The organism is Rubrivivax sp. JA1026, from assembly GCF_011065555.1.
GTDB classification, from domain to species: Bacteria; Pseudomonadota; Gammaproteobacteria; order Burkholderiales; family Burkholderiaceae_C; genus Rubrivivax; species Rubrivivax benzoatilyticus.
The window spans coordinates 56,197-81,152 of the sequence record NZ_JAALCQ010000007.1; the positions used below are offsets into that span (position 1 = coordinate 56,197).

The window sequence follows — 24,956 nt, forward strand, 5'->3', positions numbered from 1 at the left end:
CCGGCTTCTTACGAAACCGGGCCCTCGAATCTTGGAGCGGGATAAGAGGCTCGAACTCTCGACCTATACCTTGGCAAGGTATCGCTCTACCAACTGAGCTAATCCCGCTTGGTGGCCTGGGGCGGAATCGAACCACCGACACGCGGATTTTCAATCCGCTGCTCTACCAACTGAGCTACCAGGCCAAGAGCCCGCGACTATAGCACAGGTTTCAGGAAACGCCACGCTTGTTGCGCGTGAGATCGACACCCAGCTGCTTGAGCTTGCGATACAGGTGGGTGCGCTCGAGGCCGGTCTTCTCGGCCACGCGCGTCATCGAGCCGCCTTCCTTGGCAAGGTGGAACTCGAAGTAGCTCTTCTCGAACGCGTCGCGCGCCTCGCGCAGCGGGCGGTCGAGATCGAAGCTCTGCTCGGGGCGCGGCCCCGGGGGCACCGCCGGCACCGGCGCAGCCGCGACACCGGTGGACACCAGGGCCGGGCTGCCGTTGAGGAACGGCCTCGACGCCGGCAGCGGCTCGCGGGCACCGCCCGGCGCGACGCCGGCCGCGGCCAGGCGCTGGCCCGGGCGCACCAGCGCCTGCTCGACGGCGCGCAGCAGCTTCTGCAGCGTGATCGGCTTCTCGAGGAAGGCGACGGCCCCGTGTTTGGTGGCCTCGACCGCGGTGTCGATCGTGCCGTGGCCGCTCATCATGATGACCGGCATCGTCAGCAGACCACTCGTGCCCCACTCCTTGAGCAGCGAGATGCCGTCGACGTCGGGCATCCAGATGTCCAGCAGCACGAGGTCGGGGCGCAAGGCCTCGCGCACCTGGCGTGCCTGAGCCGCGTTTTCCGCCAGCTCGACCGTGTGGCCTTCGTCGCTGAGGATCTCCGAGAGCAGGGCGCGAATGCCCAGCTCGTCGTCCACTACCAGAATCGTTGCCATGCGCTGAGGTCAAAGCACCTGTGTTGCGTCACCGGAAGCGGTGGCCGGACCGCCGTCGGTCTCGGGGTTCGGCGCAGGTGCGAGTAAGGAAAATGATAGCGAAACTCGGGCCCCGGTCACCGGGGATTCCGGGGCTTCGTCCAAGTGCATGTTGACGGCCCGCAGCCGCGCGTGATGTTCGTCGGCGATCTTCTTGACGACCGCCAGCCCGAGACCGGTGCCCTTGGCCTTGGTCGTGACGTAGGGCTCGAAGGCGCGCTTGAGCACCTTGTCCGGGAACCCGGGGCCGTTGTCCTGCACGAACAGCCGCACCGCACGCAGCTCGCCGTTGTCGCCCAACGAGCGCGCGGTGCCGATCTCGACGCGGCCGTCGGCACGCTCGGACACCGCGTCCAGCGCGTTCTGCACCAGGTTGTGGATGACCTGGCGGATCTGCGTCGCGTCGCCCAGGATGCGCGGCAGCGGCTCGGTCAGACGCACGACGAGCTGGCCGCGATCGTGCGCCTGGCCGTACAGCGCCAGCACCTCGTTGGCCAGGGCGTTCAGGTCCAGCGGCTTCATCTGCGCGGCCGGCAGCCGCGCGTAGTCGCGGAACTCGTTGACCAAGCGCTGCATCGCGTCGACCTGGGCGACGATGGTCGCCACCGAGCGCAGCAGCAGCGCCTGGTCGCTGCCCTCGAGCTTGCTCTCCAGCCGGTGCTGCAGCCGCTCGGCCGACAGCTGGATCGGCGTCAGCGGGTTCTTGATCTCGTGCGCCAGCCGCCGCGCGACCTCGGCCCAGGCCTGCGAACGCTGCGCCGAGACGACCTCGGTGATGTCGTCGAAGACCATCAGCCGCTGCTCGCCGGGCAGCGGTGCGCCGCGCACCAGCAGCGTCAGGGTCACGCCTTCGGGGCGCGCGAGCTCGAACGCGTCCTGCCAGTGGTCGCCGCCGAGTTCGCTGCGGTCGGCGAGCTGCTCGTAACGCTGCTCGACGCTGCGCGCGAAACCCTCGAGTTCGGGCAGCTCGCCCAGGTGGCGCCCGCGCCAGGCGGCCACCGACAGGCCGAGGATGCGCGTCGCGCCCGGGTTGACGGTGTCGATGCAGCCTTCGCGGTCGAAGACGATGACGCCGGCGGTCAGCGTGTCCAGGATGGTCTGCAGCCGGGTGCGCGCGCCTTCGAGCTGGTCGACGCCGCGCTGCACCTGCTCGCGCGCGTCGGCCAGCTGCGCCGTCATGTCGGCGAACGAGCGCGTCAGCCCGCCGAGCTCGTCGCCCGAGGCGAACACCGGCTTGGGCTTCAAGTCGCCGGCGGCCACCTGGCGCATGCCGTCGGCCAGCAGCAGCAGCGGCCGCGCGAGCTGGTTGCCCAGCAGGATGGCCAGCAGCACGGCGCCGAAGACGGCGAGGATCAGCGCCAGCGTCAGCGTGCCGATGTACATGCGCGACAGGCTGTCGCGCGCCAGCGCGCGCTGCTGGTACTCGCCGTGTGCGGCCTGCACGGCCAGCGCGTCGACCGCCAGCTTGCGTGGCAGCGGCTGCACCACCATCAGGAAGCGGTCGTCGCCGGGCGACAGGCGGATGCTGGCGTCGGGCAGCAGCGCCAGCGCACGCAGGCGCGGCGCCCCGCCGGCGCCGTCGCTGGCGCTCAGCGCCTCGTCATCCAGGCCCTCGATCTGGCTGGCCACGCCCAGCGAGCGCGCCTGGCGCAGCAGCGTCGTCGGCGGCCGCTCCGGCGGCGACGAGCCCGGCGCGACACCGGCCGTGGCAAGGATCTGGCCGCTGTGGTTGAGCAGCGCGATCTCGCGCACCCCGGTCTGCTCGCGCAGGCGTTCGAGCACCAGCGGCGACGGCTGGCGCGAGTCGCCCAGCCGCTCGGCGGCCAGGCGCGCCTTGCCGGCGACGTCGGCCTGCAGCGCGTCCAGCGTCGTCTTGCCCAGCGCCAGCCCGGCGTCCAGTGCGCCGGCGACCTTGACGTCGAACCAGGCGTCGATGCTGCGCGAGACGAACTGGTAGGACACGGCATAGATCACCAGGCCCGGCAGCACGCCGACGAGGGCGAAGATGCCGGCCAGCTTGATCAGCAGCCGGCTGCCGAACTTGCCGCGCTTGAGCCGCAGCACCAGGCGCACCGCCGCCACGCCGATGACCAGCACCAGCAGCGCCGCGACCGCCGCGTTGACCCAGAACAGCCAGACGAAGTGGCGCTCGTAGAAGCCGCCGCCGGCCGTCGACAGCGACAGCACGAAGGCCAGCACCAGCGCCGCGCCGATGCCCGCGACCAGCGCGACGATCCAGATCCAGCGCGCCGGACGGTTCATGGCAGCTCGACCGGCAACTCGCGCTCCGCGCCGATCGCCCAGTCGGCCTGGCCGCCCAGGCCGATCTGCATCGGGCTGGGCAGCTGGCTGGTGTCGAGCCGCCAGCTGAACTCGATGTAGTAGTCCTTGCCCGGCTCGAGCTGCGACAGCTCGGCGATGCGCCAGCCGGCGCTGCGCGTGACCGCGGCCATCGCCTCGGCCAGCGTCGCGTAGGTCTGGTTCAGGCCGCCCAGGCCGACACGCCAGCTGGAGGTGAGCGGCTGGTAGACGACGCGCCAGCTGCGCGAGACCCGCGCCACACGCTCGTCGCGCCAGTACCAGCGGTCACGCCGCAGCGTGGCCTGGGCGACGAAGTAGACCGGCACGCCGCGTGCCATCGCGTCCTCGACGGCCTTGGGCAGCGTCACGCGGGCGGCGAACTCCAGCGTCAGCGCGCCGTCGCTGCGGCCGGACTGCAGCTGGATCAGCTCGACGCCCTGGGCCCGTGCCGGCGCGGCCCCCAGGCCGAGCCAGCCGAGCACGGCCCACAGCCCCAGGCCCAGCAGCAGTCTTCGGCGGACCGGCGGCGATCGCATGACGGGTGGTGCTCGGGCGTCAGGCCTTGTGGACGAGGGCGTAGTAGAAGCCGTCGTGCAGCGCCTGGCGCGCCGACGGCTGCGAGGGATTGTCGGCCAGCGGCAGCAGGTGCCCGGGCGACAGCGGATCCAGGCTCGCGCCGCTGTCGGCGTGGCGTTGCAAAAACGCGTCGATCTGTTCGGCCCCCTCGCTGCGGAACAGCGAGCAGGTGGCGTAGACCAGGCGGCCACCAGGCGCGAGCAGCGGCCACAGCGCGTCGAGGATCTCGCCCTGCAACCGTGCCAGCGCGGTGATGTCGTCGGGGCGGCGCAGCCAGCGCACGTCGGGGTGGCGGCGCACGATGCCTGCGGCGCTGCAGGGCGCGTCGAGCAGGATGGCGTCGAAGGGCCGGCCGTCCCACCAGCGTGCGGTGTCGCGGGCGTCGCCGGCGCGCAGCGTGGCCTGCAGCTGCAGCCGGTTCAGGTTCTCCTGCACACGCGCCAGGCGCACCGGGTCGCTGTCCAGCGCCAGCACGTCGAGATCGGCCAGCTCGAGCAGGTGCCCGGTCTTGCCGCCCGGGGCGGCGCAGGCGTCGAGCACACGCGCGCCGGCCGGCAGCCCGTCGCCGACGAGCAGCGGCGCCGCACGCTGCGCCGCCGCGTCCTGCACCGAGACCTCGCCTTCGGCAAAACCGGGCAGCTGCGTCACCGGACAGGGCTCGGCCAGCACGACGGCCTGGCCGCCCAGCGCCGCGTCGTCGACCAGCGTCGCGGCTCGGCCCTGGGCCGCCAGGCGCTGCACATAGGCCTCGCCGCTGCCGCGGCGGCGGTTGACACGCAGCGTGAACGGCGGATGCACGTTCGAGGCCTGCAGCAGCGCCTGCCACTGCGTCGGCCAGTCGTGGCGCACGCGTTCGATCCACCACAGCGGGTGGTTGAACGCGCCCAGCGGCTGGTGGCGCGCCGCCGCAGCGAGCTTGTCGCGCTCGCGCACGAAGCGGCGCAGCACGGCATTGATGAAGCCGGCGGCCACCGGCGTGCGCTGGTGGGCGGCGTGCACCGCCTGGTCGACCAGCGTGTGGTCGGCATAGGGCGAGGGCTCGCCGGTCGGCCAGAGCAGCGCCAGCGCCGTCAGCAGCAGCGACTCGACGTGCGGCGGCGGCGACTTCGGTGCCATCAGCGCGCGCGCCTCGCCGGCACTGCCGAGCCAGCGCATGACGTGGAAGCTGAGCGCCTGCACGCCTGGGCGGGCGTCGGGCGGCACACGCGCCAGCACGTCGGTCAGCGAGCGGCCCTGGCGCACCGCGTGCACGGCGTCGGCGGTCAGATCGAGCAGCCGCGACAGCGGCACGGACGAAGTCGGAGTGGTCACCAGGGCAGTCTAAGCGCTGCCTGCACGCCGACGAAGCGCGCCGCACAATACCGGCTCCCTTCGCCCCCGGCCGACCGGCCCGCCCATCCCCATGGCCAAGACCGTCCCGCTCCCGGAGTCCACGCCGCCGCGCCTGCTGCGCAGCGAGGAGGAACTGGCCTCGATGCCGGTGTCCGAGCGCATCCGCTACCGCCTGGTCTGCGCCGACAAGCGCTTCCACGCCAACGACAACATCGCCGACTTCGTGCGCGAGGGCGAGCTGCCCGAGCTGAAGAAGGAAGTCCAGGCCAAGCTGGAGGAGCTGCTGCGCGCGCTGGTCATCGACACCGAGAGCGACCACAACACGCAGGAGACGGCCAAGCGGGTGGCCAAGATGTACATCGACGAGGTCTTCCGCGGCCGCTTCCACCCGATGCCGGCGGTGACCGAGTTCCCGAACGCCGAGCGCCTGAACGAGCTGATGATCGTCGGCCCGATCACCGTGCGCAGCGCCTGCAGCCACCACCTGTGCCCGATCTTCGGCAAGGTCTGGATCGGCCTGCTGCCCAACGAGCACAGCAACCTGATCGGGCTGTCCAAGTACGCCCGCATCACCGACTGGATCATGAGCCGGCCGCAGATCCAGGAAGAGGCGGTGACAATGCTCGCCAACGAGCTGCAGGAGCGTGTGCGCCCCGACGGCCTGGCCATCGTCATGGAAGCCGACCATTTCTGCATGCACTGGCGCGGCGTCAAGGACACCGACAGCGCGATGGTCAACAGCGTGATGCGCGGCGCGTTCCTGAAGGACCCGAACCTGCGGCGCGAATTCCTCTCGCTGCTGCCGCGCAAGCAAGACTGAAAGGGCCGCGATGCTCGTCCGCCTCATGTACGTCAGCCGCGCCGTGCCGGCGCTGGACCCCGAGGAGCTGCAGGCCATCCTGCGCGCCTCGCGCGCGCAGAACCCGGCGCTCGGCATCACCGGGGTGCTCTGCTACTCCGACGGGATCTTCGTGCAGGTGCTCGAAGGCGGCCGCAGCGCCGTCAACCGCCTGTACGCGCGCATCGTCGGCGACCCGCGCCACACCGAGGTCGAGATCCTGGTCTACGAGGAGATCGCCGAACGCCGTTTCGCCGGCTGGTCGATGGGCCAGGTCAGCGTCGCGCGGCTGAACCCGGCGCTGCTGCTGAAGTACTCGGAGACCGCGACGCTGGACCCCTACGCCGTCTCGGGCCAGGTCAGCAAGGCGCTGTTCGACGAACTGGTGGCCACCGCGGCCATCGTCGGCCAGTCCTGAGTCAGAGCCGCCCGGCGGGGCCGAAGCGGTACAGCCGGATCAAGAGCCGCGTCGGGAACTCGGCGATCGCCTCGTCGTAGGCGGCGCCGGCTTCGTTGAAACGCTGGCGCGCGAAGGCCAGCCGCGAGCCGCCGTCGGCCAGCACCGCGGCCTGCTCGGCGATCGCCGGCTCGACCTTCAGCAGCGGGTGCTGCTCCAGCAGCGCGAGCACGCGGCTGGCGGCGGCGCCCATCGCCGCCTCGCCCTTGACCAGCACCAGCGCCGCTTCCAGCCGCACCGGGCGTGCGCCCAGCGCGTCGGCGGCCTCGCGCACCTGGGCCTCGGCGGCGAGCAGCGCGTCCAGCGCCTTGGCCTCGCCGGCCATCGGCTCGCGCAGCGCCTGGGCCAGGGCCTGCGCCGCCTCGCCGCGGCGCGCCAGCGCCTCGGCGACTTGCTGCCAGGCCGCGGCGATCGCCGTGCGCAGCGCCATCAGCCGGTTGTAGGCACCGACCATCCAGAACACGAGCACGGCCGCCAGGGCCAGCACGAGGATCTGCCCGGAGGACACGGCGTCAGCGCCGGATCTCGCCCTGGCCGAGCACGATCCACTTCAGCGAGGTCAGGCCCTCCAGGCCGACGGGGCCGCGGGCGTGGAACTTGTCGGTCGAGATGCCGATCTCGGCGCCCAGCCCGTACTCGAAACCGTCGGCGAAACGCGTGCTGGCGTTGACCATCACGCTGGCCGAATCGACCTCGCGCAGGAAGCGCATCGCGTTCGGGTGGTTCGTCGTCAGGATCGTGTCGGTGTGGTGCGAGCCGTGGCGGTTGACGTGGGCGATGGCCTCGTCGAGGCTGGCGACGACCTTGATGCTGATGACCGGCGCCAGGTACTCGGTGTCCCAGTCGGCCTCGGTGGCGTCGACGACGCGCGCGCCGGGCACGGCGGCGAGCATCGCCTTGGCCGCCGGGCAGCAGCGCATCTCGACGCCCTTGGCGGCGAAGACGGCGCCGATGCGCGGCAGGAAGGCCGCCGCCTGCGCCGCATGCACCAGCAGCGACTCGGTCGCGTTGCAGGGGCTGACCTTCTGCGTCTTGGCGTTGTCGGTGACGGTGACCGCCTGCTCCAGGTCGACCTCGGCGTCGACGTAGACGTGGCAGTTGCCGTCCAGGTGCTTGATGACCGGCACACGCGCCTCGGCGGCGATGCGTTCGATCAGGCCCTTGCCGCCGCGCGGGATGACGACGTCGACGTGCTGCGGCATCGTGATCAGCCGGCCGACCGCGGCGCGGTCGGTGGTCTCGACGAGCTGCACCGCGTCGGCCGGCAGGCCGGCTTCGACCAGCGCGCCCTGCACCAGCTTCCACAGCGCGAGGTTGGAATGCAGCGCCTCCGAGCCGCCGCGCAGGATGCAGGCGTTGCCGCTCTTGATCGCCAGCGACGCGGCCTCGATCGTCACGTTCGGGCGGCTCTCGTAGATCATGCCGAAGACGCCCAGCGGCACACGCATGCGGCCCACCGAGATGCCGGTCGGGCGGCGGCGCAGCTCGCTGATCTCGCCGATCGGGTCGGGCATCGCGGCGATCTGCTCGCAGCCTTCGGCGACCGTCTCGACGACCTTGGCCGTGAGCTTGAGCCGGTCGACCATCGGCTCGGCCAGCCCGGCGGCGCGCGCGGCGGCGAGGTCGAGTTCGTTGGCCTGCTGCAGCGGGCCGAGGTTGGCGCGCAGCGCGGCGGCCAGGCGGCGCAGCGCGTCGTCCTTGGCCGCGGAGCCGGCACGCGCCATCGCGGTGGCGGCCACACGCGCGGCGGCGCCGACGCGGTCCATGTAGGCGGCGATGTCGTCGGTCGGGTTCATGGCGCGGGATTGTCCCGCAATGCGCCGGCGGCACCTCGGGGCGGGGTCAGGTCTCGCGCGAGCAGGCGGGGTCAGGTCTCGCAGGGGTCAGGTCTCGAGGAGCAGGCGGGGTCAGGTCTCGTGAGACCTGACCCCCTGGCCGCAGAGACCTGACCCCAGATCGAAATCAGCCGCGCAGCGTGCCCGGCGGCACGAGGCCGCGGCGCGGGATCGGTGTCGAGAACACGATCTGGGTGCGTGTCTCGCCCCAGGCGTTGATCGAGCCGAGGAAGGCCTCCAGCGCCGGCAGGTCGGCGGCGACGACGGTCAGCAGGTAGGAATCGGCGCCGGCGACGTGGTGGCATTCCAGCACCTCGGCGGCGCGGCCGATCTGCTCGAGGAAGGCCTTCTTCGCCGGCTGGCCGGCGACGGTGAGGCCGACGATCGCACGCACCGTGTAGCCGGCGCGCGCCGCGTCGACGTCGGCGACGACGCCGCGCACGACGCCGGCGTCCTGCAGGCGCTTCAGCCGCTCGGCGGTGGCCGGGATCGACAGCCCGGCGGCTTCGGCCAGCACCTTCAGCGGCGCGCGGCCGTCACGCTGCAGCGCGAGCAGCAGCTTCCAGGCCTTGTCGTCGAGCACGTTTTCAGTCATGCAGCAGTTTGGCCTGAAATTTCAACTACAAGCAACCAGACCACCTGAAGAATCATCTGGATCGAGCGCCAGCAGCTTCTCACAATGAAGCCGTGGACCCGCAACTCACCCTCTTTCTGCAATCCGCCGCGATCGGCCTGTCGATCGCCGCGCCGGTGGGCCAGATCGGCCTGCTGGCGATCCAGCGCACGCTGCAGTACGGCTCGGCCGCCGGCATCGCCACCGGGCTGGGCGCGGCGGTCGCCGACGCGATCTACGGCGCCGTCGGCGCCTTCGGCGTCACGGCGCTGATCACCTTCCTCGTCGAGCAGCGCACGCTGCTGGCCGGCGGCGGCTCGGCGCTGCTGCTGTGGATGGCCTGGCGCATCGCGCGCCAGCCGCCGGCGCGGCGCGACGGCGGCCCCGGCGAACGCGCGCCGCTGGCGCGGCTGTTCGCCGGCACCTTCGTGCTGACGCTGGCCAACCCGACGACGATCCTGTCCTTCATCGCCGTCTTCGGCGCGCTGGCCGGGCGCAGCGCGGTCGCCTCGCCGTGGGTGATGGTGGCCGGCGTCGCGGCGGGTTCGGCGCTGTGGTGGTTCATCCTGGCCGGCGCGGTGGGCCGGCTGCGCACGCGTTTCGACGCGCGCTGGCAGCACCGGGTGAACCTGGCGTCGGCGGCGCTGCTCGCCGGCTTCGCGCTCTGGCAACTGGCGGCGCTGGCGCGCTGATTCAGGCGCCGAGCACGCGCGCCAGCCAGGCCGCCACGGCCTCGGGCGCGGCGTCGAGCTCGATCGTCTTGCGGCGGCCGGTCTGGCCGTGCGTCAGCCGCACCGCCCGTTTGGGCAGGTCCAGCTCGTCGGCCAGCCAGGCGAGCAGCGTGTCGTTGGCCTTGCCGTCGACCGGCGGTGCGTTCAGTCGCACGCGCAGCGCGCCGTCGTGCAGGCCGTCGGCGCCGGTGCGGCGCGCGTTGGGCACCACCGCCACGCGCAGCCGGCTGGCCGCCGCGCCGGCCGCACTCAGGCACGGCGGCGCGTCGTTCACGCCGCGGTCTTGCGCGCCGGCGCCTTCTTCGCCGGCGGCCGCGCGGCACGCGGCTCGAACTCGAAGCCGACCTTGCCTTCCTTGGCGTCGTAGACGAGGAAGGCCTTGAACTTGCGCTTGGTCTTGTTCGAGACGAAGTCCTCGAGCAGCTTGGTGCGGCCGGTGGTCAGCAATCGCGTCATCTCCTCGTGGGTGACGGGCTGCTGCAGGATCACGGCGCCGCTCTTGAAGTCGCAGGTCGTGTGCGCGCCGACGGCGTGCTCGCAGACGTAGCTGCTGCCGTGTTCGTAGACGTGGCTGCGGCACTTCGGGCACGGGCCCAGGCTCTGCTGGCCGCTGAAGTCGACCGGCTCGCCTTCACCTTCGGCGGGCTTGTCGTCGTCGCCGAAGTCGAACTCCAGCTTCCAGTTGCCGATCTCCTCGTCGTGCACGATGCGCAGCTCGGCGCTGAACGGCCAGCCGGCCTTGGAGCGGAAGCCGTCCAGCGGGCCCAGGCGCTTGTCGCGCAGCAGCGCATCGGCCTCGGCGACCTCGAAGGTGCGGCCGGCAGGCAGCTTGGTGATGCTGAAGCCGCAGCCGCTGCCTTCGGGCGAACCGGCGGCTCCGGTGCAGGCGAAGCGGCGGTAGTTCTCCTTGACCACGCCGCCGCAGTTCGGGCACGGCGTTGACAAGGTCGCGTAGTCGCCCGGGATCGTGTCGCGGTCGTATTCCTTGGCCTTCTTGACGATGCGCTCGGCCATCTTGGCGATCTCGGCCATGAAACGCTCGCGGCTCAGCTTGCCGTGCTCCATCTGCGACAGCTGGTACTCCCAGTTGCCGGTCAGCTCGGGCTTGGTCAGGTCCTCGATCGCCAGGCCGCGCAGCAGCGTCATCAGCTGGAAGGCCTTGGCGGTGGGCTGCAGCTCGCGGCCCTCGCGCAGCATGTACTTCTCGAGGATCAGGCCTTCGATGATCGCGGCGCGCGTGGCCGGCGTGCCCAGGCCCTTCTCGGCCATCGCCTGGCGCAGCTCGTCGTCGTCGATCAGCTTGCCCGCACCTTCCATCGCCGACAGCAGCGTCGCCTCGGTGTAGCGCGCCGGCGGCTTGGTCTTCAGCTGCTTGACGTCCACGCCCTCGGTGCGCACGGTCTCGCCCTGCGTCACCGGCACCAGGTTGGCATCCTCGTCCTGGGCTTCCTTGCCGTAGACGGCCAGCCAGCCCGGATTGACCAGCACCTTGCCGTTGGTCTGGAAGTGGTGCGTCGCCTCGGCCACCGCGACCTTGCTGATGCGCGTCGTGACCATGTACTCGGCCGCCGGATAGAACACGGCGATGAAACGCTTGACGACCAGGTCGTAGAGCTTGGCCTCGATCTCGGTCAGGCTCTTCGGGGCCTGCAGCGTCGGGATGATGGCGAAGTGGTCCGAGACCTTGGTGTTGTCGAAGACCCGCTTGGTCGGCTTCACGTAGCCGGCGTCCAGGCCCTTGCGCGCATGCTGCGACAGCGCCGCCAGCGGCCCCGGCAGCTCTTCATCGGCAAGCATCGCGAAGGTCTGCTTGACGACGCCGACGTAGTCCTCGGGCAGCGCGCGCGAGTCGGTCCGCGGGTAGGTCAGCACCTTGTGCTTCTCGTACAGCGCCTGGGCGATCGACAGCGTGGTCTTGGCCGAGAAGCCGAAGCGCGAGTTGGCCTCGCGCTGCAGCGTCGTCAGGTCGTACAGCAGCGGGCTGCTCTGCGAGCTGGGCTTGGCCTCCTCGGTGACGGTGGCCGGCTGGCCGCGCACCGCGGCGGCGATGGCCTGGGCATCCGCTTCGTTCCACAGCCGGTCGGCACGCGCTTCGGCATCGTCGGGGTTCTTCTTCCACTTCGGGTCGAACCACTTGCCCTCGTACTGCCCGGCCTGGGCGTCGAAGGCGGCGCGCACCTCCCAGTAGTCGCGTGCGACGTGCTTGCGGATCTTCTCCTCGCGCTCGACGACGATCGACAGCGTCGGCGTCTGCACCCGGCCGACGGTGGTCAGGAAGAAGCCGCCGTCGCGCGAGTTGAACGCCGTCATCGCCCGCGTGCCGTTGATGCCGACCAGCCAGTCGGCCTCGGAGCGGCTGCGCGCGGCGTCGGCCAGGCCCTGCATCTGCTCGTCGCTGCGCAGCTTGTCGAAGCCGTCGCGGATGGCCTGCGGCGTCATGCTCTGCAGCCACAGGCGGCGGATCGGCTTGCTGAACGGCTTGCCGGCCGCGGCGTACTGGACGATCAGGCGGAAGATCAGTTCGCCCTCGCGCCCCGCGTCACAGGCGTTGACGAGGTCGGTGACGTCCTTGCGCTTGACCAGCTTGACCACCGCCGACAGCCGCGACTTGGACTTGTCGATCGGCGCCAGCTCGAAATGCGGCGGCACCACCGGCAGGTGGGCGAAGCTCCACTTGCCGCGTTTGACGTCGTAGGCCTCGGGGGCCTTGATCTCCACGAGGTGGCCGACCGCCGAGGTCACGACGTACCGGTCGTTCTCGAAATGGTCGGCGTGTTTTTCGAACTTGCCGGCCACCGGCGTCAGCGCTCGCGCGATGTCCTGCGCGACGCTGGGCTTCTCCGCAATGATGAGAGTCTTGGTCATGTCTGCCTTGGCTCACGGCGACGCAAGCCGTGCCTACAATCCGCCGTCTTTCGCGCGCACGCACACACGCGCGCGCCCCTGTAATTTCAATGTACCCAATGAATAAGACCGTGCAACCGGCGGCGCCAAAGAGCGATTCGCGGCGCATCCAGGTGCGGCGCAGCGGGGTGCACGGCAAGGGTGTCTTCGCGCTGCAGGCCATCGCCGCGGGCACCCGGCTGATCGAATACAAGGGCGAGCTGATCGACTGGCCCGAGGCGCTGCGCCGCCACCCGCACGACCCGGCGCAGCCCAACCACACCTTCTACTTCCACGTCGACGACGAGCACGTCATCGACGCCAACGTCGGCGGCAACGCCTCGCGCTGGATCAACCACGCCTGCGACCCGAACTGCGAGGCCCAGCAGCTCGACGATGGCCGCGTCTTCATCGACGCGCTGCGCGACATCCAGCCCGGCGAGGAGCTGTTCTACGACTACGGCCTGGTGATCGACGAGCGTTACACCGCCAGGCTGAAGAAGGAATACGCCTGCCATTGCGGCAGCCCGAACTGCCGCGGCACGATGCTCGCACCCAAACGCCGCTGACCCGATGGACGCCCCGGTTCCCTCGCCTTTCCACACCAGCAGCGGCGCGCCGCTGCGCTGGGGCGCCGAGGACATCTGGCAGCAGCTGCAGCCGCTGCTGCCCGGGGTCAGCGTCGAGGTCGTCGCGCGCACCGACTCGACGAACACACGCCTGATCGAACGCGCCCGCGCCCAGGCCGGCCAGCGCGACGCGCCGGTCTCGCGGCCGGGCGAGCTGCGCGACGTCGGCGACGTGCCGCGTGCCCCCTACGGCCGCCGCGCCGGCGACACCGAACCCTGCCTGCTGGTGGCCGAACACCAGACCGGCGGCCGCGGCCGCCTCGGTCGCGACTGGCTGGGCTCTGCGGGCGCGTCGCTGACCTTCTCGCTGGCACTGCCGCTGGCGCCGCGCGACTGGTCGGGGCTGTCGCTCGCGGTGGGCGTCGCGCTCGCCGAGGCACTGGACATCGCGCCGCCGCGCATCGGGCTGAAGTGGCCCAACGACCTGTGGATCCTCGACGGCCCGGGCCGCGGCCGCAAGCTCGGCGGCATCCTCATCGAGACCGTGCCGGTCAACCAGCGCCGCATGTGCATCGTCGGCGTCGGCCTGAACGTGCTGCCGCAGCCGGCCGAGGGCCTGACACACGGCTACGCCTGCCTGCAGGAGCTCGACGGCGACACCAGCGCGCCGCGTGCGCTGGCCGCGGTGGCCGCGCCGCTGGTGCGTGCGCTGCAGCGTTTCGAGGCCGAAGGCTTCGCCGCCTTCCAGGCCGGTTTCGAGCGCCGCGACCTGCTGGCCGGCCTGCCGGTGACGACCACCGGGGCCGAACCTCTGCACGGCGTGGCCGAAGGCGTCGACGAACGCGGCGCGCTGCGCGTGCGCGCCGGCACGCTGCACACGCTGGTCAGCGGCGAGGTCAGCGTGCGCCTGCGGGACGACGCATGCTGAGAGCGCTGGCCGCCCTGCTGATCGGCGCCAACCTGCTGTTCTTCGCCTGGGCCCGGGGCTGGCTGGACCCGGCGGTGCCGCCGCCGCAGCACGGCCAGCGCGAGCCGGCGCGGCTGGCCGCCCAGCTCAACGCCGACACGCTGCGCATCGTCAGCCCGCAGGCCGCCAGCGCGGCGGCAGCCAGCGTCGCCTGCGTCGAGGCCGGCCCGTTCAACGACGCCGACGTCGGCAGCGCCGAGCAGGCGCTGATCGCCGCCGGCCTGCCCGGCGACCTCTGGAAACGCCGCGAGCTGCAGCCGCCGCCGGTCTGGCTGGTCTACATGGGCCGCTTCAACGACGCCGCGCAGCGGCGCGCCCGCAGCGACGCGCTGCAGAAGCTGCGTGTGGCCCACGAAGCGCTGGACGCGCCAGCCGAACTCGCCCCCGGTCTCGTGCTGTCGCGCCACGGTTCGCGCGAAGACGCCGAACGGGCGCTGGCCGCCGCCTCGGCCAAGGGCGTGAAGACCGCGCGCGCCGTCGCGCTGCCGCCCCCGCCGCCGCAGCACTGGCTGCGTGTGCCGCGCGCCGACGCCACGCTGCAGGCCCGCCTGGGCGAGACCGCGCTGCCCGGCGGCACCCGCTTCCACCGCTGCCCGCGCTGAACGCGCCGCCCATGAAAAACGGCCCCGCGTGGGGGCCGTCGTCATCGCCAAGCCGCCGAACTCCCCTCGGGGACAGACCGCCGCAGGCGGTCAGGGGGAGCGGCGTCACCCGGCGCGGGCCGAACCCGATCCGGGTCTCCCGGTCGGGTTCGGAGCCCCCTCGGGGGGCGGCCGCCAGGCGGCCGGGGGCTCAGGCGATCACGCGCACCATCTCCAGCACCTTGCAGGAGTAGCCCCACTCGTTGTCGTACCAGGCCACGACCTTCACGAAGGTCTTGTCCAGCGCGATGCCGGCGTCGGCGTCGAACACCGAGGTGCAGCTCTCGCCGCGGAAGTCGGTGGCGACGACCTTGTCGGTGGTGTAGCCGAGCACGCCCTTCATCGGGCCCTCGCTGGCGGCCTTCATCGCCGCGCAGATCTCCTCGTACGAGGCGTCCTTGTTCAGCTCGACGGTCAGGTCGACGACCGAGACGTCGGAGGTCGGCACGCGGAAGGACATGCCGGTGAGCTTCTTGTTCAGCTCGGGGATGACCTTGCCGACGGCCTTGGCAGCGCCGGTGGAGCTGGGGATGATGTTCTCGAGGATGCCGCGGCCGCCGCGCCAGTCCTTGTTGCTCGGGCCGTCGACGGTCTTCTGCGTCGCGGTGGCGGCGTGCACCGTGGTCATCAGGCCGCGCTTGATGCCGAAGGTGTCGTTGAGCACCTTGGCGACCGGCGCCAGGCAGTTGGTCGTGCAGCTGGCGTTGGAGACGATGGCCTGGCCGGCGTAGGTCTCGTGGTTGACGCCGTAGACGAACATCGGCGTGTCGTCCTTGGACGGCGCGCTCATGATGACCTTCTTGGCGCCGGCGGCCAGGTGCTTCTCGGCGGTTTCCTTGGTCAGGAACAGGCCGGTCGACTCGACGACGATGTCGGCGCCGACCTCGCCCCACTTCAGCTCGGCCGGGTCCTTGATCGCGGTGAGGCGGATCTTCTTGCCGTTGACGATCAGCGTGTTGCCGTCGACGGCGATGTCGCCCTTGAAGCGGCCGTGCACGCTGTCGTACTGCAGCATGTAGGCCAGGTAGTCGGGTTCCAGCAGGTCGTTGATCGCGACGACCTCGATGTCGTCGAAGTGCTTGATCGCGGCGCGGAACACCATGCGACCGATGCGGCCGAAGCCGTTGATGCCGATCTTGATGGTCATGTCGTCTCTCCTGAACGGTGAAGGTGAACGGGCTTCGGCGCCTGGGCGACCGGGCCTCGCGGCCCGGCCGGCGCCATTAGGGAGCGATCTTGCCGCAGGCGGCGCGAGGGGTCACGCGCCGGCCCGCGGGCGGTGGAGGGCAAACGCGAGTGGCGCAGCCCACGGCGGTCAGCGGTCGAGCACCTTGCGCACGACCGCGGCGACGTTCTCCGGCGTGAAGCCGAAGAGCTTGAACAGCACGCCGGCCGGCGCGCTCTCGCCGTAGCGGTCGAGGCCGACGACGGCGGCGCAGCCGTACTTCCACCAGCCGTCGGTGACGCCGGCCTCGACGGCGATGCGCGGCAGCTTGGCCGGCAGCACCGAGAGCTTGTACTCGACGCTCTGGCGGTCGAAGGTCGTCGTGCTGGGCATGCTGACGACACGCACGGCGATGCCGGCGGCGGCCAGCTGGGCCTGGGCGTGCAGCGCCAGCTGGACCTCGCTGCCGGTGGCGATGATCACCGCCTGCGGCGCCTTCTTCAGGCCCACCTCGCTGGGCTCGGCGAGCACGTAGGCGCCCTTGCCGATGTCCTCCAGCGTCGCCTTCGGCGCGTACGGCAGGTTCTGGCGCGACAGCAGCAGCGCCGTCGGGCGATCGGTGTTGCCGATCGCCACCGTCCAGGCCACCGTCGTCTCGGCGGTGTCGGCCGGACGCCAGACGTCCAGGTTCGGGATCAGGCGCAGCGACGCGGCGTGCTCGACGCTCTGGTGCGTCGGGCCGTCTTCGCCGAGGCCGATCGAGTCGTGGGTGAAGACGTGCACGACACGCTGCTTCATCAGCGCCGCCATGCGGATCGCGTTGCGGCTGTAGTCGCTGAACGTGAGGAAGGTGCCGCCGTAGGGGATGAAGCCGCCGTGCAGCGCGACGCCGTTCATCACCGCCGCCATGCCGAACTCGCGCACGCCGTAGTTGATGTGGCGGCCGCCGTTGGCCGCGCCGTCGTCGCCGAAGCGCAGCGCCGGCGTCGAGCTGGTGTTGGTCAGGTTGGAGCCGGTCAGGTCGGCCGAGCCGCCGAGCAGCTCGGGCAGGGCCTGGGTGAAGGCTTCCAGCGCCAGCTGGCTGGCCTTGCGCGTGGCGACCGTCTCGGCCTTGTCGTGGGCGGCGATCGCGGCGTCGGCGGCGATGCGCGCGAAACCGGCGGGCAGCTCGCCCTTCATGCGGCGCTCGTACTCGGCGGCCAGCTCGGGGAAGGCGGCGCGGTAGGCGGCGAAGGCCTTGTTCCAGGCGGCCTGCGCGGCGGCGCCGGTCTTGCGCGCGTCCCAGGCGGCGTAGGCGGTCTTGGGCACGACGAAGGGCTCGTGGGCCCAGCCCAGGCCTTCGCGCACCAGCGCGATCTCGGCGGCGCCCAGCGGCTCGCCGTGCGCCTTGGAGGTGCCGGCGCGGTTCGGCGAGCCCTTGCCGATCGTCGTCTTGCAGATCACCAGCGTCGGCTTGGTGGCCGAGGCGCGAGCCTGGGCCAGCGCCGCGTCGACGGCGGCGACGTCATGGCCGTCGACCGGGCCGACGACGTTCCAGCCGTAGGCGTCGAAACGCTTGGCGACGTCGTCGACGTACCAGGGCGCGACCTGGCCGTCGATCGAGATGCCGTTGTCGTCGTACAGCGCGACCAGCTTGTTCAGCTTCCAGGCACCGGCCAGCGCGCAGGCCTCGTGGCTGATGCCTTCCATCAGGCAGCCGTCGCCGAGGAAGACGTAGGTGCGGTGGTCGACGATCTCGTGGCCCGGGCGGTTGAACTGCTGGGCCAGCAGCTTCTCGGCCAGCGCCATGCCGACGGCGTTGGTGATGCCCTGGCCCAGCGGGCCGGTGGTCGTCTCGACACCCGGCGTGACGTCGACCTCGGGGTGGCCCGGCGTCTTGCTGTGCAGCTGGCGGAAGTTGCGCAGCTCCTCGACCGGCAGGTCGTAGCCCGTGAGGTGCAGCAGCGCGTAGATCAGCATCGAGCCGTGGCCGTTGCTCAGCACGAAGCGGTCGCGCTCGGCCCACTTCGGGTCGGCCGGGTTGTGCTTGAGGTGGCGGCCCCAGAGCGCGACGGCCATCTCGGCCATGCCCATCGGGGCGCCGGGGTGGCCGGAGTTGGCTTGCTGCACCGCGTCCATCGCGAGCGCTCGCACCGCGTTGGCCATCAGCGCGGTGTCAGGGGAGGAGGTCTTGGCCATGCTGCGCCGGCAACCGCGAGGGCGCCGCCGTGGGTGAAGAAAGCCTTCGATTCTAGGGCGCCCCTACACTGCCGGCCGATGAGCGCCCGAGCCCTGATCCTCGCCGCCGGCCGCGGCGAGCGCATGCGACCGCTGACCGACACCACACCGAAGCCGCTGCTGCCGGTGCGCGGGCGGCCGATGATCGAGTGGCATCTGCTCGCGCTGGCCAAGGCCGGCGTGCGCGAGGTCGTCATCAACACCGCCTGGCTGGAGGAGCAGTTCCCGGCCGCGCTGGGCGACGGCTCGCGCTGGGGCCTCGTGATCCGCTGGTCGGCCGAGGGGGCGGCCTGGGGCGGTGCGCTGGAAACGGCCGGCGGCATCGCCACCGCGCTGCCCTGGCTGGCGCCGAACGGCGACGAGGCCTTCTGGGTCGTCTCGGGCGACATCGTCGCGCCAGATTTCGGCTTCGACGACGCCGAGCGCCGCCGCTTCGAGGACAGCGGCGACCTGGGCCACCTGTGGCTGGTGCCCAACCCGGACTTCAACACCCGCGGCGACTTCGCGCTCGGCCCCGGCGGCCGCCTGTCGCGCGATGGCGAACGCGCCTGGACCTACGCCAACCTGGCGCTGCTGCGCCCGGCGATCGTCGCCGGGCTGCAAGCCGGCACGCGTGCGCCACTCGGCCCGCACCTGTTCGCCGCTGCCGCGGCGGGCCGCCTGTCGGGCGAGCCCTGGCGCGGCGAGTGGCACAACGTCGGCACGCCCCAGCAGCTCGCGGCGCTGGACTGAGCAGCGCCGACAGCGGCCTCAGGTCCCGATGATCCCGCCGTCGTCTTTGGTGATGACGACGACCGTCGAACGCGGGCGCCCGCCCGGCAGCGGCGTCACGCCGTCGGACTCGACCGACCACTGCGACTGCGGCCAGTTCGAGTACTGCGTCGGGTTGGCCGCGCTCGAGTCCTCGCCCGGGTGCTGGACGCCGACGAACATCGTGCGGCCGTCGGGCGTCATCGTCACGCCGGTGACCTCGGCGTTCGGCGGCGCGGTCAGGAAGCGGCGCGTGGCCCCGGTGGCCGGGTCGGCGCAGACCATGCAGTTGGCGCCGATGTGCACCCAGTCGCCCTGGGCGTTGCCGGCCTGGTCGGTCTGCACCCAGAGGCGGCCGAAGGGGTCGAACCACAGGCCGTCGGGCGCGCCGTAGTCGGCGCTGCCGTTCGGGTCGTCGGCGATGTTGCCGCGGTAGTCGTTGCTCGGCTTGGCGGTCTTCGTCGTCGCGCTGTCGCCGGCCTGCACGAACAGGTCCCAGGCGAAACGCGTCGCGGCGACGCTCCTGCCGGCTTCGCGCCAGCGGATGATGTGGCCGTAGACGTTGTCCTCGCGCGGGTTGGCCGCGTCCACCGGCGGGCGCGCCGAGCCGGCGGCGGTGCTGCCGTCGGCGGCGTTGGACGAAGCGGTGCTGGTGCCGCGGCGGTTGTTGTTGGTCAGCGTGCAGTAGACCTCGATCTCCTCGAAGCCGCCGATGCGCGGGCGTGCGCCGGTCCACTCCGGGCGGTCCATCATCGTCGCGCCGACGGCGTCGGCGGCCATGCGCGTCTTGATCAGGATCTTGGCCTGGACCTCGGCGTCGTCGGCGCCGGCGAAGTTCGGGTTGTCGCGCAGCTTGACGCCGTCGATGCCGACGGTGTCGGGCGCCAGCGCGATCCAGACGCCGGTCAGGTCGCTGTCGAAACGCGCGACGTACAGCGTGCCCTCGTCGAGCAGGTTGCGGTTGGCCGCGCGCAGCGCCGGGTTGTAGCGGCGCTTGGCGACGAACTTGTAGATGTACTCGTTGCGCTCGTCGTCGCCCATGTAGAAGGCGATGCGGTGATCGTCGTCGACGACGTGCTGCACGCTCTCGTGCTTGAAGCGGCCGAGCATCGTGCGCTTGACCGGCGTGCTGTCGGGGCGGAAGGGGTCGATCTCGACGACCCAGCCGAACAGGTGCGGCTCGTTCGGGTTGGTGCTGAGGTCGAAACGCGGATCGGTGGTGTGCCAGCGGTAGCCGTTGCCCGAGGTGCTCAGGCCGTAGCGGCGGTTGAGCTTGGCCGTCTCGGTGGCGGTCGTGGTGTCCAGGGCGCCGGTGGCGCCGAAGTTGCCGTTCCAGTTCTCCTCGCAGGTCAGGTAGGTGCCCCAGGGCGTCCAGCCGTGGGCGCAGTTGTTGATCGTGCCGTAGGCCACCGTGCCGTCGGTCGTGCCGCCGGTGGGCGTGGTCGCGGCGTCGGTGATCGTGAACTCGCGCGTCTTCAGCAGCGCGTGGCCGGCCGCCGGACCGGAGATGCGCATGAAGGTGTTGGCGGTGATGCGGCGGCCGAACGGAGAGCGCCTGACGACACGCCACTGGCCGCGCACACGCGCCGCCTCGACGATGGACACGCCGTGTGCGGCCTGCGACTTGCGCGTCTTGGCCAGCGTGTAGCCGGCGCCGACCAGCCCGTCGGGGTGCAGCACCTCCTCGTGCGTGTATTCGTTGTTCACGCACAGCAGGCCGTGCTCGGGGTTCTCGCGGCCGTCGCGGCGCGGGAACGGGAAGAAGTGCATGCCGTCGTTGTGCATGCCGAACTGCAGCGCCTGCTCGGCGGCGCTCTCGCGCGCATCGCCGGCGAAGGCCGGGCCGCCCGGCATGATCGGGTCGCCCCAGGCGACGAAGGCGCGCGCGGTGTAACCCGCCGGCACGGTGACGCGGTCGGCCACCGGCGCCAGGCTCGGCGGCACGCTGGTGAAGCCGATGCCCGGCAGGCCGCCGTCCGCTGCGGCGGGGCGGCCCAGCGGACGCGCCTCGACGCTGTCGACCAGGCCGCCGAGCGTCAGCCCGCCGGCCGAGGCCAGCGCCGCGGCGCCCAGGCCACCGCCGACGAAACGCCGGCGCGCCGGGTCGACGGCGTCGACGACGGCGTGGATGTCACGCGAGGTCGACGGATTGAGGGAGACGTCGTTGCGCGGATGCTGCTTGCCCTTCATGCCTGGCTCCTGCTGGGGTGCTGGGCAGGCGGGGGCCTGCCGCGAAACCCCGGATGCTCCCGGGCGCCCGCGACAGATGCATGACAAACGTCAGTCCGCTAGACCCTGGGTAACCCCGTTGATGCGGGACAGGACTTCCGGCGTCAGGCGCTCGACCAGCGCCATCGCGCCGAGGTTGGCCTTCAGCTGCTCGACACGCGAGGCGCCGGTGATGACGCTGCTGACCCGCGGGTTGTGTGCCACCCAGGCGATCGCCAGCTGCGCCAGCGTGCCGCCGAGCTCGGCGGCGATCGGCTCGAGCTTCGCGACGGCCTCGTTCTTGGCCGCGTCGGTCAGGCCGTCGCGCAGGAAGGCCATGTTCTCCATCGCGCCGCGGCTGCCGGCAGGCACGCCGCCGCGGTACTTGCCGGTCAGCAGGCCCGAGGCCAGCGGGCTCCAGGTCGTCAGGCCCAGGCCCAGGTCTTCGTAGAGGCGGGCGTACTCCTGCTCGACGCGGCGGCGGTGGAACAGGTGGTACTGCGGCTGCTCGACCACCGGCTTGTGCCAGCCGTGGCGATCGGCCAGCTCCCAGGCGGCGCGGATGTCGGCGGCGCTCCATTCGCTGGTGCCCCAGTACAGCGCCTTGCCCTGCACGATGAGGTCGTTCATCGCGCGCGCGGTCTCCTCGATCGGCGTGTTCGGGTCCGGGCGGTGGCAGTAGATGACGTCGATGAAGTCCAGGCCGAAGCGCTGCAGCGAGCCGTCGACGGCCTGCATCAGGTACTTGCGGTTCAGCGTGTCCTTGCGGTTGACGGCCTCGCCGCTGCGGTCCAGGCCCCAGAAGTACTTGCTGGTGACGACGTAGTTCAGCCGCGGCCAGCCCAGGCGGCGCAGCGCCTGGCCCATCACGAGCTCGCTCTGGCCGCCGGCATAGGCCTCGGCGTTGTCGAAGAAGTTGACGCCGGCGTCGTAGGCGGCGGCCATCATCTCGACGGCGGCGTCGACGTCGACCTGGTTGTGGTACGTGACCCAGGAGCCCAGCGAGAGCGCGCTGACGCGCAGGCCGGAGCGGCCCAGACGGCGGTATTGCATGGTGGTGGCGGAAGGCACGATGAGAGACAGGAGGCCGATGCTAGTGGGTCGCTGCGGCGACAGCCGGCCCGGCGGCGGGCGTCCACAATCGGCGCGATGGGAACGCTCTACCTCGTGCGCCATGGCCAGGCCTCGTTCGGCGCCGACGACTACGACGTGCTCAGCGAGCTGGGCCAGCGCCAGTGCCGCCAGCTCGGCATCTGGTTCCGCGAGCGCGGCATCCGCTTCGACGCCGCCTTCCACGGTTCGCTGAAGCGCCAGCGCGCCTCGTACGAGGCGATCGCCGAGGGCCACGGTGCGGTGCCGCCGGCGGCGCTGCGGCCGCAGCTCGACGAGTACGACAGCCTGGCGCTGCTGAAGGCCGCGCACCCCGAGCCGCTGCCGGCGGCCGACACGCCCGAGTCCTACCGCCGCTACTTCCAGCTGCTGCGCGCAGCGCTGGCGCGCTGGATGGCCGGCGAGATCGCACCGGCCGGCATGCCGAGCTACGTCGACTGGCGCGCCGGCATCGTCGCCGTGCTCGACGAGGTGCAGCGCGTCCAGGACGGCAACGTGCTGCTGGTCGCCAGCGGCGGGCCGATCTGCACCGCGCTCGGCCACCTGTTGCGCACGCCGCACGAGGTGACGATCGACCTCAACCTGCGCCTCCGCAACAGCGCGCTGACCGAGGTCGCGATCACACCGAAGCGGCTGATGCTGGTCGCCTTCAACCACCTGCCGCACCTGGACCATCCGGAGCGCCGGGGCTGGGTGACCTCGACCTGAGCGGGCCCAAGCCGGCCGGCGAGAATCGGCCCATGCACGAGGTCCACATCGCCGTCGTCGGCGCCGGCCCGGTCGGGCTGGCGCTGGCGCTGCACGCCGCGCGCGTGCTGCCCGCCGCCCGCATCACCGTCTTCGACGCCCGCGCGGCGACACACGACGTCGCCGCCGACCCGCGCACGCTGGCGCTGTCGCTGGGCAGCGTGCAGTTCCTGCAGCGCCTCGTCGACTGGACGCCGCCGCAGGCCATCGCCGAGGTGCAGGTGTCGCAGCAGCCGCCGTCCTTCGGCGACGCCGAAGTGCACATCCGCGCCGCCGAGCTCGGCGTGCCGCTGCTCGGTGCGGTGGCGACGTACGGCGAGGTCGTCGCGCCGCTGCAGCGCGGCTGGGAAGCGGCGGTGGCCGCCGAGCCGCGCAGGCTGCGGCTGCGCCTGGGCACCGCGGTGCAGGCGGTCAAGCCGATGGCCGGCGGCGTCGAGCTCGACGCCGACATCGCCGAGTGTTTCGACCTCGCCGTCGTCGCCGAAGGCGGCGTCTTCGCCGGCCAGGTGCGCAAGGCCGTCGTGCACGACTATCGCCAGACGGCCTGGGTCGGCACGCTGGCGCTGGACGGGCTGCCGCAGGGCGTGGCCTTCGAACGTTTCACGCGCGAAGGGCCGCTGGCGCTGCTGCCGCGCGCCGACGGCCGCGCCTCGCTGGTCTGGTGCGTGCCCAGCGACGACGACCCGGTGCGCCCGCTGGCCGCGCGCCAGCGCCTGGCGCTGCTGGCCGAGCGCCTGCCGGCGGCCGCCGGCCGGCCGCGCGAGATCACGCCGCTGAAAGACTTCGCGCTCGGCCTGAACGCCGAACGCACGCTGGTCGACGGCCGCTCGGTGCGCATCGGCAACGCCGCGCAGACGCTGCACCCGGTCGCCGGCCAGGGACTGAACCTCGGCCTGCGCGACGCGCACGAACTCGTCGCCGCGCTGCGGCACGCGGCCGATGTCGACAGCGCCTTGGCGCGTGTCGAATGGGCACGGTCGCCCGACCGCTGGGCGACGATCGCGACGACCGACTTCCTGGCACGCAGCTTCACCTGGCAGCTGCCCGGGCTGGGCCTGGCGCGTGGCCTCGGGCTGGCAGCGCTGCAGCAGATCACGCCGGCGCGCCATTGGCTGGCACGCAGGATGATGTTCGGATCGCGCTGACTACAGCCGCCGGTGCGCCAGCGCCGGCAACTGCGTGCGCACCTCGGCCAGGCGCTGCGGCGAGACCTCGGCGAGCACCACGCCTTCACCTTCCGGCCGCACCGCCAGCACCTCGCCCCAGGGGTCGGCGACGAGGCTGTGGCCCCAGGTGCGGCGACCGCTCTCGTGCTGGCCGCCTTGCGCCGGCGCGAGCACGTAACACTGGTTCTCGACGGCGCGGGCGCGCAGCAGCAGCTCCCAGTGCGCGCGGCCCGTCGTGTAGGTGAAGGCCGCCGGCACGCACAGCAGGTCGCAGGGCGGCGCCATCAGCGCGCGGTACAGCTCGGGGAACCGCAGGTCGTAGCAGACCGACAGGCCGACACGCAGCGGCCCGCACTGCAGCGCGATCGGCGTGTCGCCGGCGGCCAGCGTCGTCGCCTCGGCATAACGCTCGCGGCCGTTGTCGAAGGCGAAGAGGTGGATCTTGTCGTAGTGCGCGGCTTCGACGCCGTCGGGGCCGTAGACGCAGCAGCGGTTGTAGACGCGCTGGCCGTCGGGCGCACGCAGCGGCAGCGTGCCGCCGACCAGCCAGACGCCGTGGCGGCGTGCGATGTCGGCGAGGAAACGCTGGATCGCGCCGTCGCCCTCGGGTTCGGCAAACGGCAGCTTGTCGGTGTCGCGCAGGCCGATCAGGCAGAAGTACTCGGGCAGCGCGACGAGCCCCGCGCCGGCGGCCGCGGCTTCGCCGACGAGGCGGGCGGCGGCTTCGAGATTGCGCCCGAGATCGGGCGTGCTGACCATCTGGACGGCGGCGACCTTCATGCAGGCCATTCTGCGTCAGGGCGGCCCCACAGGGCCCGGACTCAGCCCTGCCGCCTGCACGCCACGGGGCTTCAGCGCAGAATCGGCGCCCTCGACAAGAGCAAAG

The 24,956-nt window shown here is 71.8% G+C and carries 23 protein-coding genes and 2 tRNA genes; 9 read left to right on the plus strand and 16 right to left on the minus strand.

All coding sequences use genetic code 11. The features are described from left to right. Positions 1–32: 32 nt before the first annotated feature. The 6 genes from G5B56_RS12860 to rsmB form a co-directional block, all read right to left on the minus strand. Positions 33–108 (minus strand) — tRNA-Gly (locus G5B56_RS12860). Between the two features lies 1 nt (position 109). Beyond that, positions 110–185: transfer RNA gene (locus G5B56_RS12865), tRNA-Phe, on the minus strand. Between the two features lie 26 nt (positions 186–211). Next, complete coding sequence (locus G5B56_RS12870) at positions 212–925, minus strand: response regulator (protein WP_029718855.1); 714 nt, start codon at positions 923–925, stop codon at positions 212–214. A gap of 9 nt (positions 926–934) precedes the next feature. Beyond that, positions 935–3,226 (minus strand): ATP-binding protein, encoded by a 2,292-nt coding sequence (locus G5B56_RS12875; RefSeq protein WP_164963454.1) that lies wholly within the window; start codon positions 3,224–3,226, stop codon positions 935–937. Next, positions 3,223–3,801, minus strand: coding sequence for a DUF4390 domain-containing protein (locus G5B56_RS12880; protein WP_009855748.1), 579 nt, complete (start codon positions 3,799–3,801; stop codon positions 3,223–3,225). The genes G5B56_RS12875 and G5B56_RS12880 overlap by 4 nt, the downstream gene beginning before the upstream one ends. A 19-nt stretch (positions 3,802–3,820) precedes the next feature. Then, positions 3,821–5,152: a 16S rRNA (cytosine(967)-C(5))-methyltransferase RsmB gene (gene rsmB / locus G5B56_RS12885; protein WP_230764692.1), complete on the minus strand. Its 1,332-nt coding sequence runs from the start codon at positions 5,150–5,152 to the stop codon at positions 3,821–3,823. A 91-nt stretch (positions 5,153–5,243) separates the two neighbouring features. Here rsmB and folE point away from each other — a divergent pair, with 91 nt between their 5' ends. Then, positions 5,244–5,993 (plus strand): GTP cyclohydrolase I, encoded by a 750-nt coding sequence (gene folE, locus G5B56_RS12890; RefSeq protein WP_164963455.1) that lies wholly within the window; start codon positions 5,244–5,246, stop codon positions 5,991–5,993. Positions 5,994–6,003: 10 nt separating this feature from the next. Continuing rightward, positions 6,004–6,429 (plus strand): BLUF domain-containing protein, encoded by a 426-nt coding sequence (locus G5B56_RS12895; RefSeq protein ID WP_009855751.1) that lies wholly within the window; start codon positions 6,004–6,006, stop codon positions 6,427–6,429. Position 6,430: 1 nt separating this feature from the next. On the opposite strand, the gene G5B56_RS12900 is transcribed toward G5B56_RS12895, so the two are convergent. From G5B56_RS12900 to G5B56_RS12910, 3 genes are all read right to left on the minus strand, one after another. Further along, positions 6,431–6,976 carry a LemA family protein gene (locus G5B56_RS12900; protein ID WP_009855752.1) on the minus strand — a complete coding sequence of 182 codons (546 nt, stop codon included), beginning with the start codon at positions 6,974–6,976 and terminating at the stop codon, positions 6,431–6,433. 4 nt (positions 6,977–6,980) lie between these two features. Next, entirely contained in the window at positions 6,981–8,264 is a 1,284-nt protein-coding gene (locus G5B56_RS12905; protein WP_164963456.1) for a glutamate-5-semialdehyde dehydrogenase, read from the minus strand. 166 nt (positions 8,265–8,430) lie between these two features. Then, complete coding sequence (locus tag G5B56_RS12910) at positions 8,431–8,898, minus strand: Lrp/AsnC family transcriptional regulator (RefSeq protein ID WP_029718854.1); 468 nt, start codon at positions 8,896–8,898, stop codon at positions 8,431–8,433. A gap of 92 nt (positions 8,899–8,990) precedes the next feature. Between G5B56_RS12910 and G5B56_RS12915 the strand changes: the two genes are divergently transcribed. Beyond that, entirely contained in the window at positions 8,991–9,608 is a 618-nt protein-coding gene (locus G5B56_RS12915) for a LysE/ArgO family amino acid transporter (RefSeq protein ID WP_009855755.1), read from the plus strand. Between the two features lies 1 nt (position 9,609). On the opposite strand, the gene G5B56_RS12920 is transcribed toward G5B56_RS12915, so the two are convergent. Continuing rightward, entirely contained in the window at positions 9,610–9,921 is a 312-nt protein-coding gene (locus tag G5B56_RS12920) for a DUF167 domain-containing protein (protein ID WP_164963457.1), read from the minus strand. Further along, on the minus strand, positions 9,918–12,512 hold the full coding sequence (locus tag G5B56_RS12925) for a DNA topoisomerase III (RefSeq protein ID WP_164963458.1): 2,595 nt from the start codon (positions 12,510–12,512) through the stop codon (positions 9,918–9,920). The genes G5B56_RS12920 and G5B56_RS12925 overlap by 4 nt, the downstream gene beginning before the upstream one ends. Before the next feature lie 98 nt (positions 12,513–12,610). On the opposite strand from G5B56_RS12925, the gene G5B56_RS12930 reads away from it, so the two are divergent. The 3 genes from G5B56_RS12930 to G5B56_RS12940 are packed head-to-tail and all read left to right on the plus strand — an operon-like array spanning position 12,611 to position 14,668. Beyond that, positions 12,611–13,099: an SET domain-containing protein gene (locus G5B56_RS12930; RefSeq protein WP_029718853.1), complete on the plus strand. Its 489-nt coding sequence runs from the start codon at positions 12,611–12,613 to the stop codon at positions 13,097–13,099. 4 nt (positions 13,100–13,103) lie between these two features. Next, complete coding sequence (locus tag G5B56_RS12935) at positions 13,104–14,027, plus strand: biotin--[acetyl-CoA-carboxylase] ligase (RefSeq protein WP_009855759.1); 924 nt, start codon at positions 13,104–13,106, stop codon at positions 14,025–14,027. Further along, complete coding sequence (locus tag G5B56_RS12940) at positions 14,021–14,668, plus strand: hypothetical protein (RefSeq protein WP_009855760.1); 648 nt, start codon at positions 14,021–14,023, stop codon at positions 14,666–14,668. Before G5B56_RS12935 ends, G5B56_RS12940 begins: the two co-directional genes overlap by 7 nt. A gap of 190 nt (positions 14,669–14,858) precedes the next feature. Here G5B56_RS12940 and gap read toward each other — a convergent pair whose 3' ends face one another. Then, a complete protein-coding gene (gap, locus tag G5B56_RS12945) occupies positions 14,859–15,854 on the minus strand; it encodes a type I glyceraldehyde-3-phosphate dehydrogenase (protein WP_009855761.1) in 996 nt (331 codons plus the stop codon). 168 nt (positions 15,855–16,022) lie between these two features. After that, positions 16,023–18,050 carry a transketolase gene (tkt, locus tag G5B56_RS12950; protein ID WP_164963459.1) on the minus strand — a complete coding sequence of 676 codons (2,028 nt, stop codon included), beginning with the start codon at positions 18,048–18,050 and terminating at the stop codon, positions 16,023–16,025. Positions 18,051–18,128: 78 nt separating this feature from the next. On the opposite strand from tkt, the gene murU reads away from it, so the two are divergent. Next, entirely contained in the window at positions 18,129–18,821 is a 693-nt protein-coding gene (gene murU, locus G5B56_RS12955; protein ID WP_164963460.1) for an N-acetylmuramate alpha-1-phosphate uridylyltransferase MurU, read from the plus strand. Between the two features lie 18 nt (positions 18,822–18,839). Here murU and G5B56_RS12960 read toward each other — a convergent pair whose 3' ends face one another. Both G5B56_RS12960 and G5B56_RS12965 read right to left on the minus strand, forming a co-directional pair. Next, positions 18,840–21,029 (minus strand): PhoX family phosphatase, encoded by a 2,190-nt coding sequence (locus tag G5B56_RS12960; RefSeq protein ID WP_164963461.1) that lies wholly within the window; start codon positions 21,027–21,029, stop codon positions 18,840–18,842. Between the two features lie 90 nt (positions 21,030–21,119). Beyond that, a complete protein-coding gene (locus G5B56_RS12965; RefSeq protein WP_009855765.1) occupies positions 21,120–22,100 on the minus strand; it encodes an aldo/keto reductase in 981 nt (326 codons plus the stop codon). A 96-nt stretch (positions 22,101–22,196) separates the two neighbouring features. On the opposite strand from G5B56_RS12965, the gene G5B56_RS12970 reads away from it, so the two are divergent. Beyond that, positions 22,197–22,865, plus strand: a complete 669-nt coding sequence (locus tag G5B56_RS12970) for a histidine phosphatase family protein (RefSeq protein WP_009855766.1) — start codon at positions 22,197–22,199, stop codon at positions 22,863–22,865. A 32-nt stretch (positions 22,866–22,897) separates the two neighbouring features. Continuing rightward, positions 22,898–24,049, plus strand: coding sequence for an FAD-dependent monooxygenase (locus G5B56_RS12975; RefSeq protein WP_009855767.1), 1,152 nt, complete (start codon positions 22,898–22,900; stop codon positions 24,047–24,049). Here G5B56_RS12975 and G5B56_RS12980 read toward each other — a convergent pair whose 3' ends face one another. After that, positions 24,050–24,850 carry a carbon-nitrogen hydrolase family protein gene (locus G5B56_RS12980; RefSeq protein ID WP_009855768.1) on the minus strand — a complete coding sequence of 267 codons (801 nt, stop codon included), beginning with the start codon at positions 24,848–24,850 and terminating at the stop codon, positions 24,050–24,052. It abuts the gene before it with no gap. Positions 24,851–24,956 lie beyond the last annotated feature (106 nt).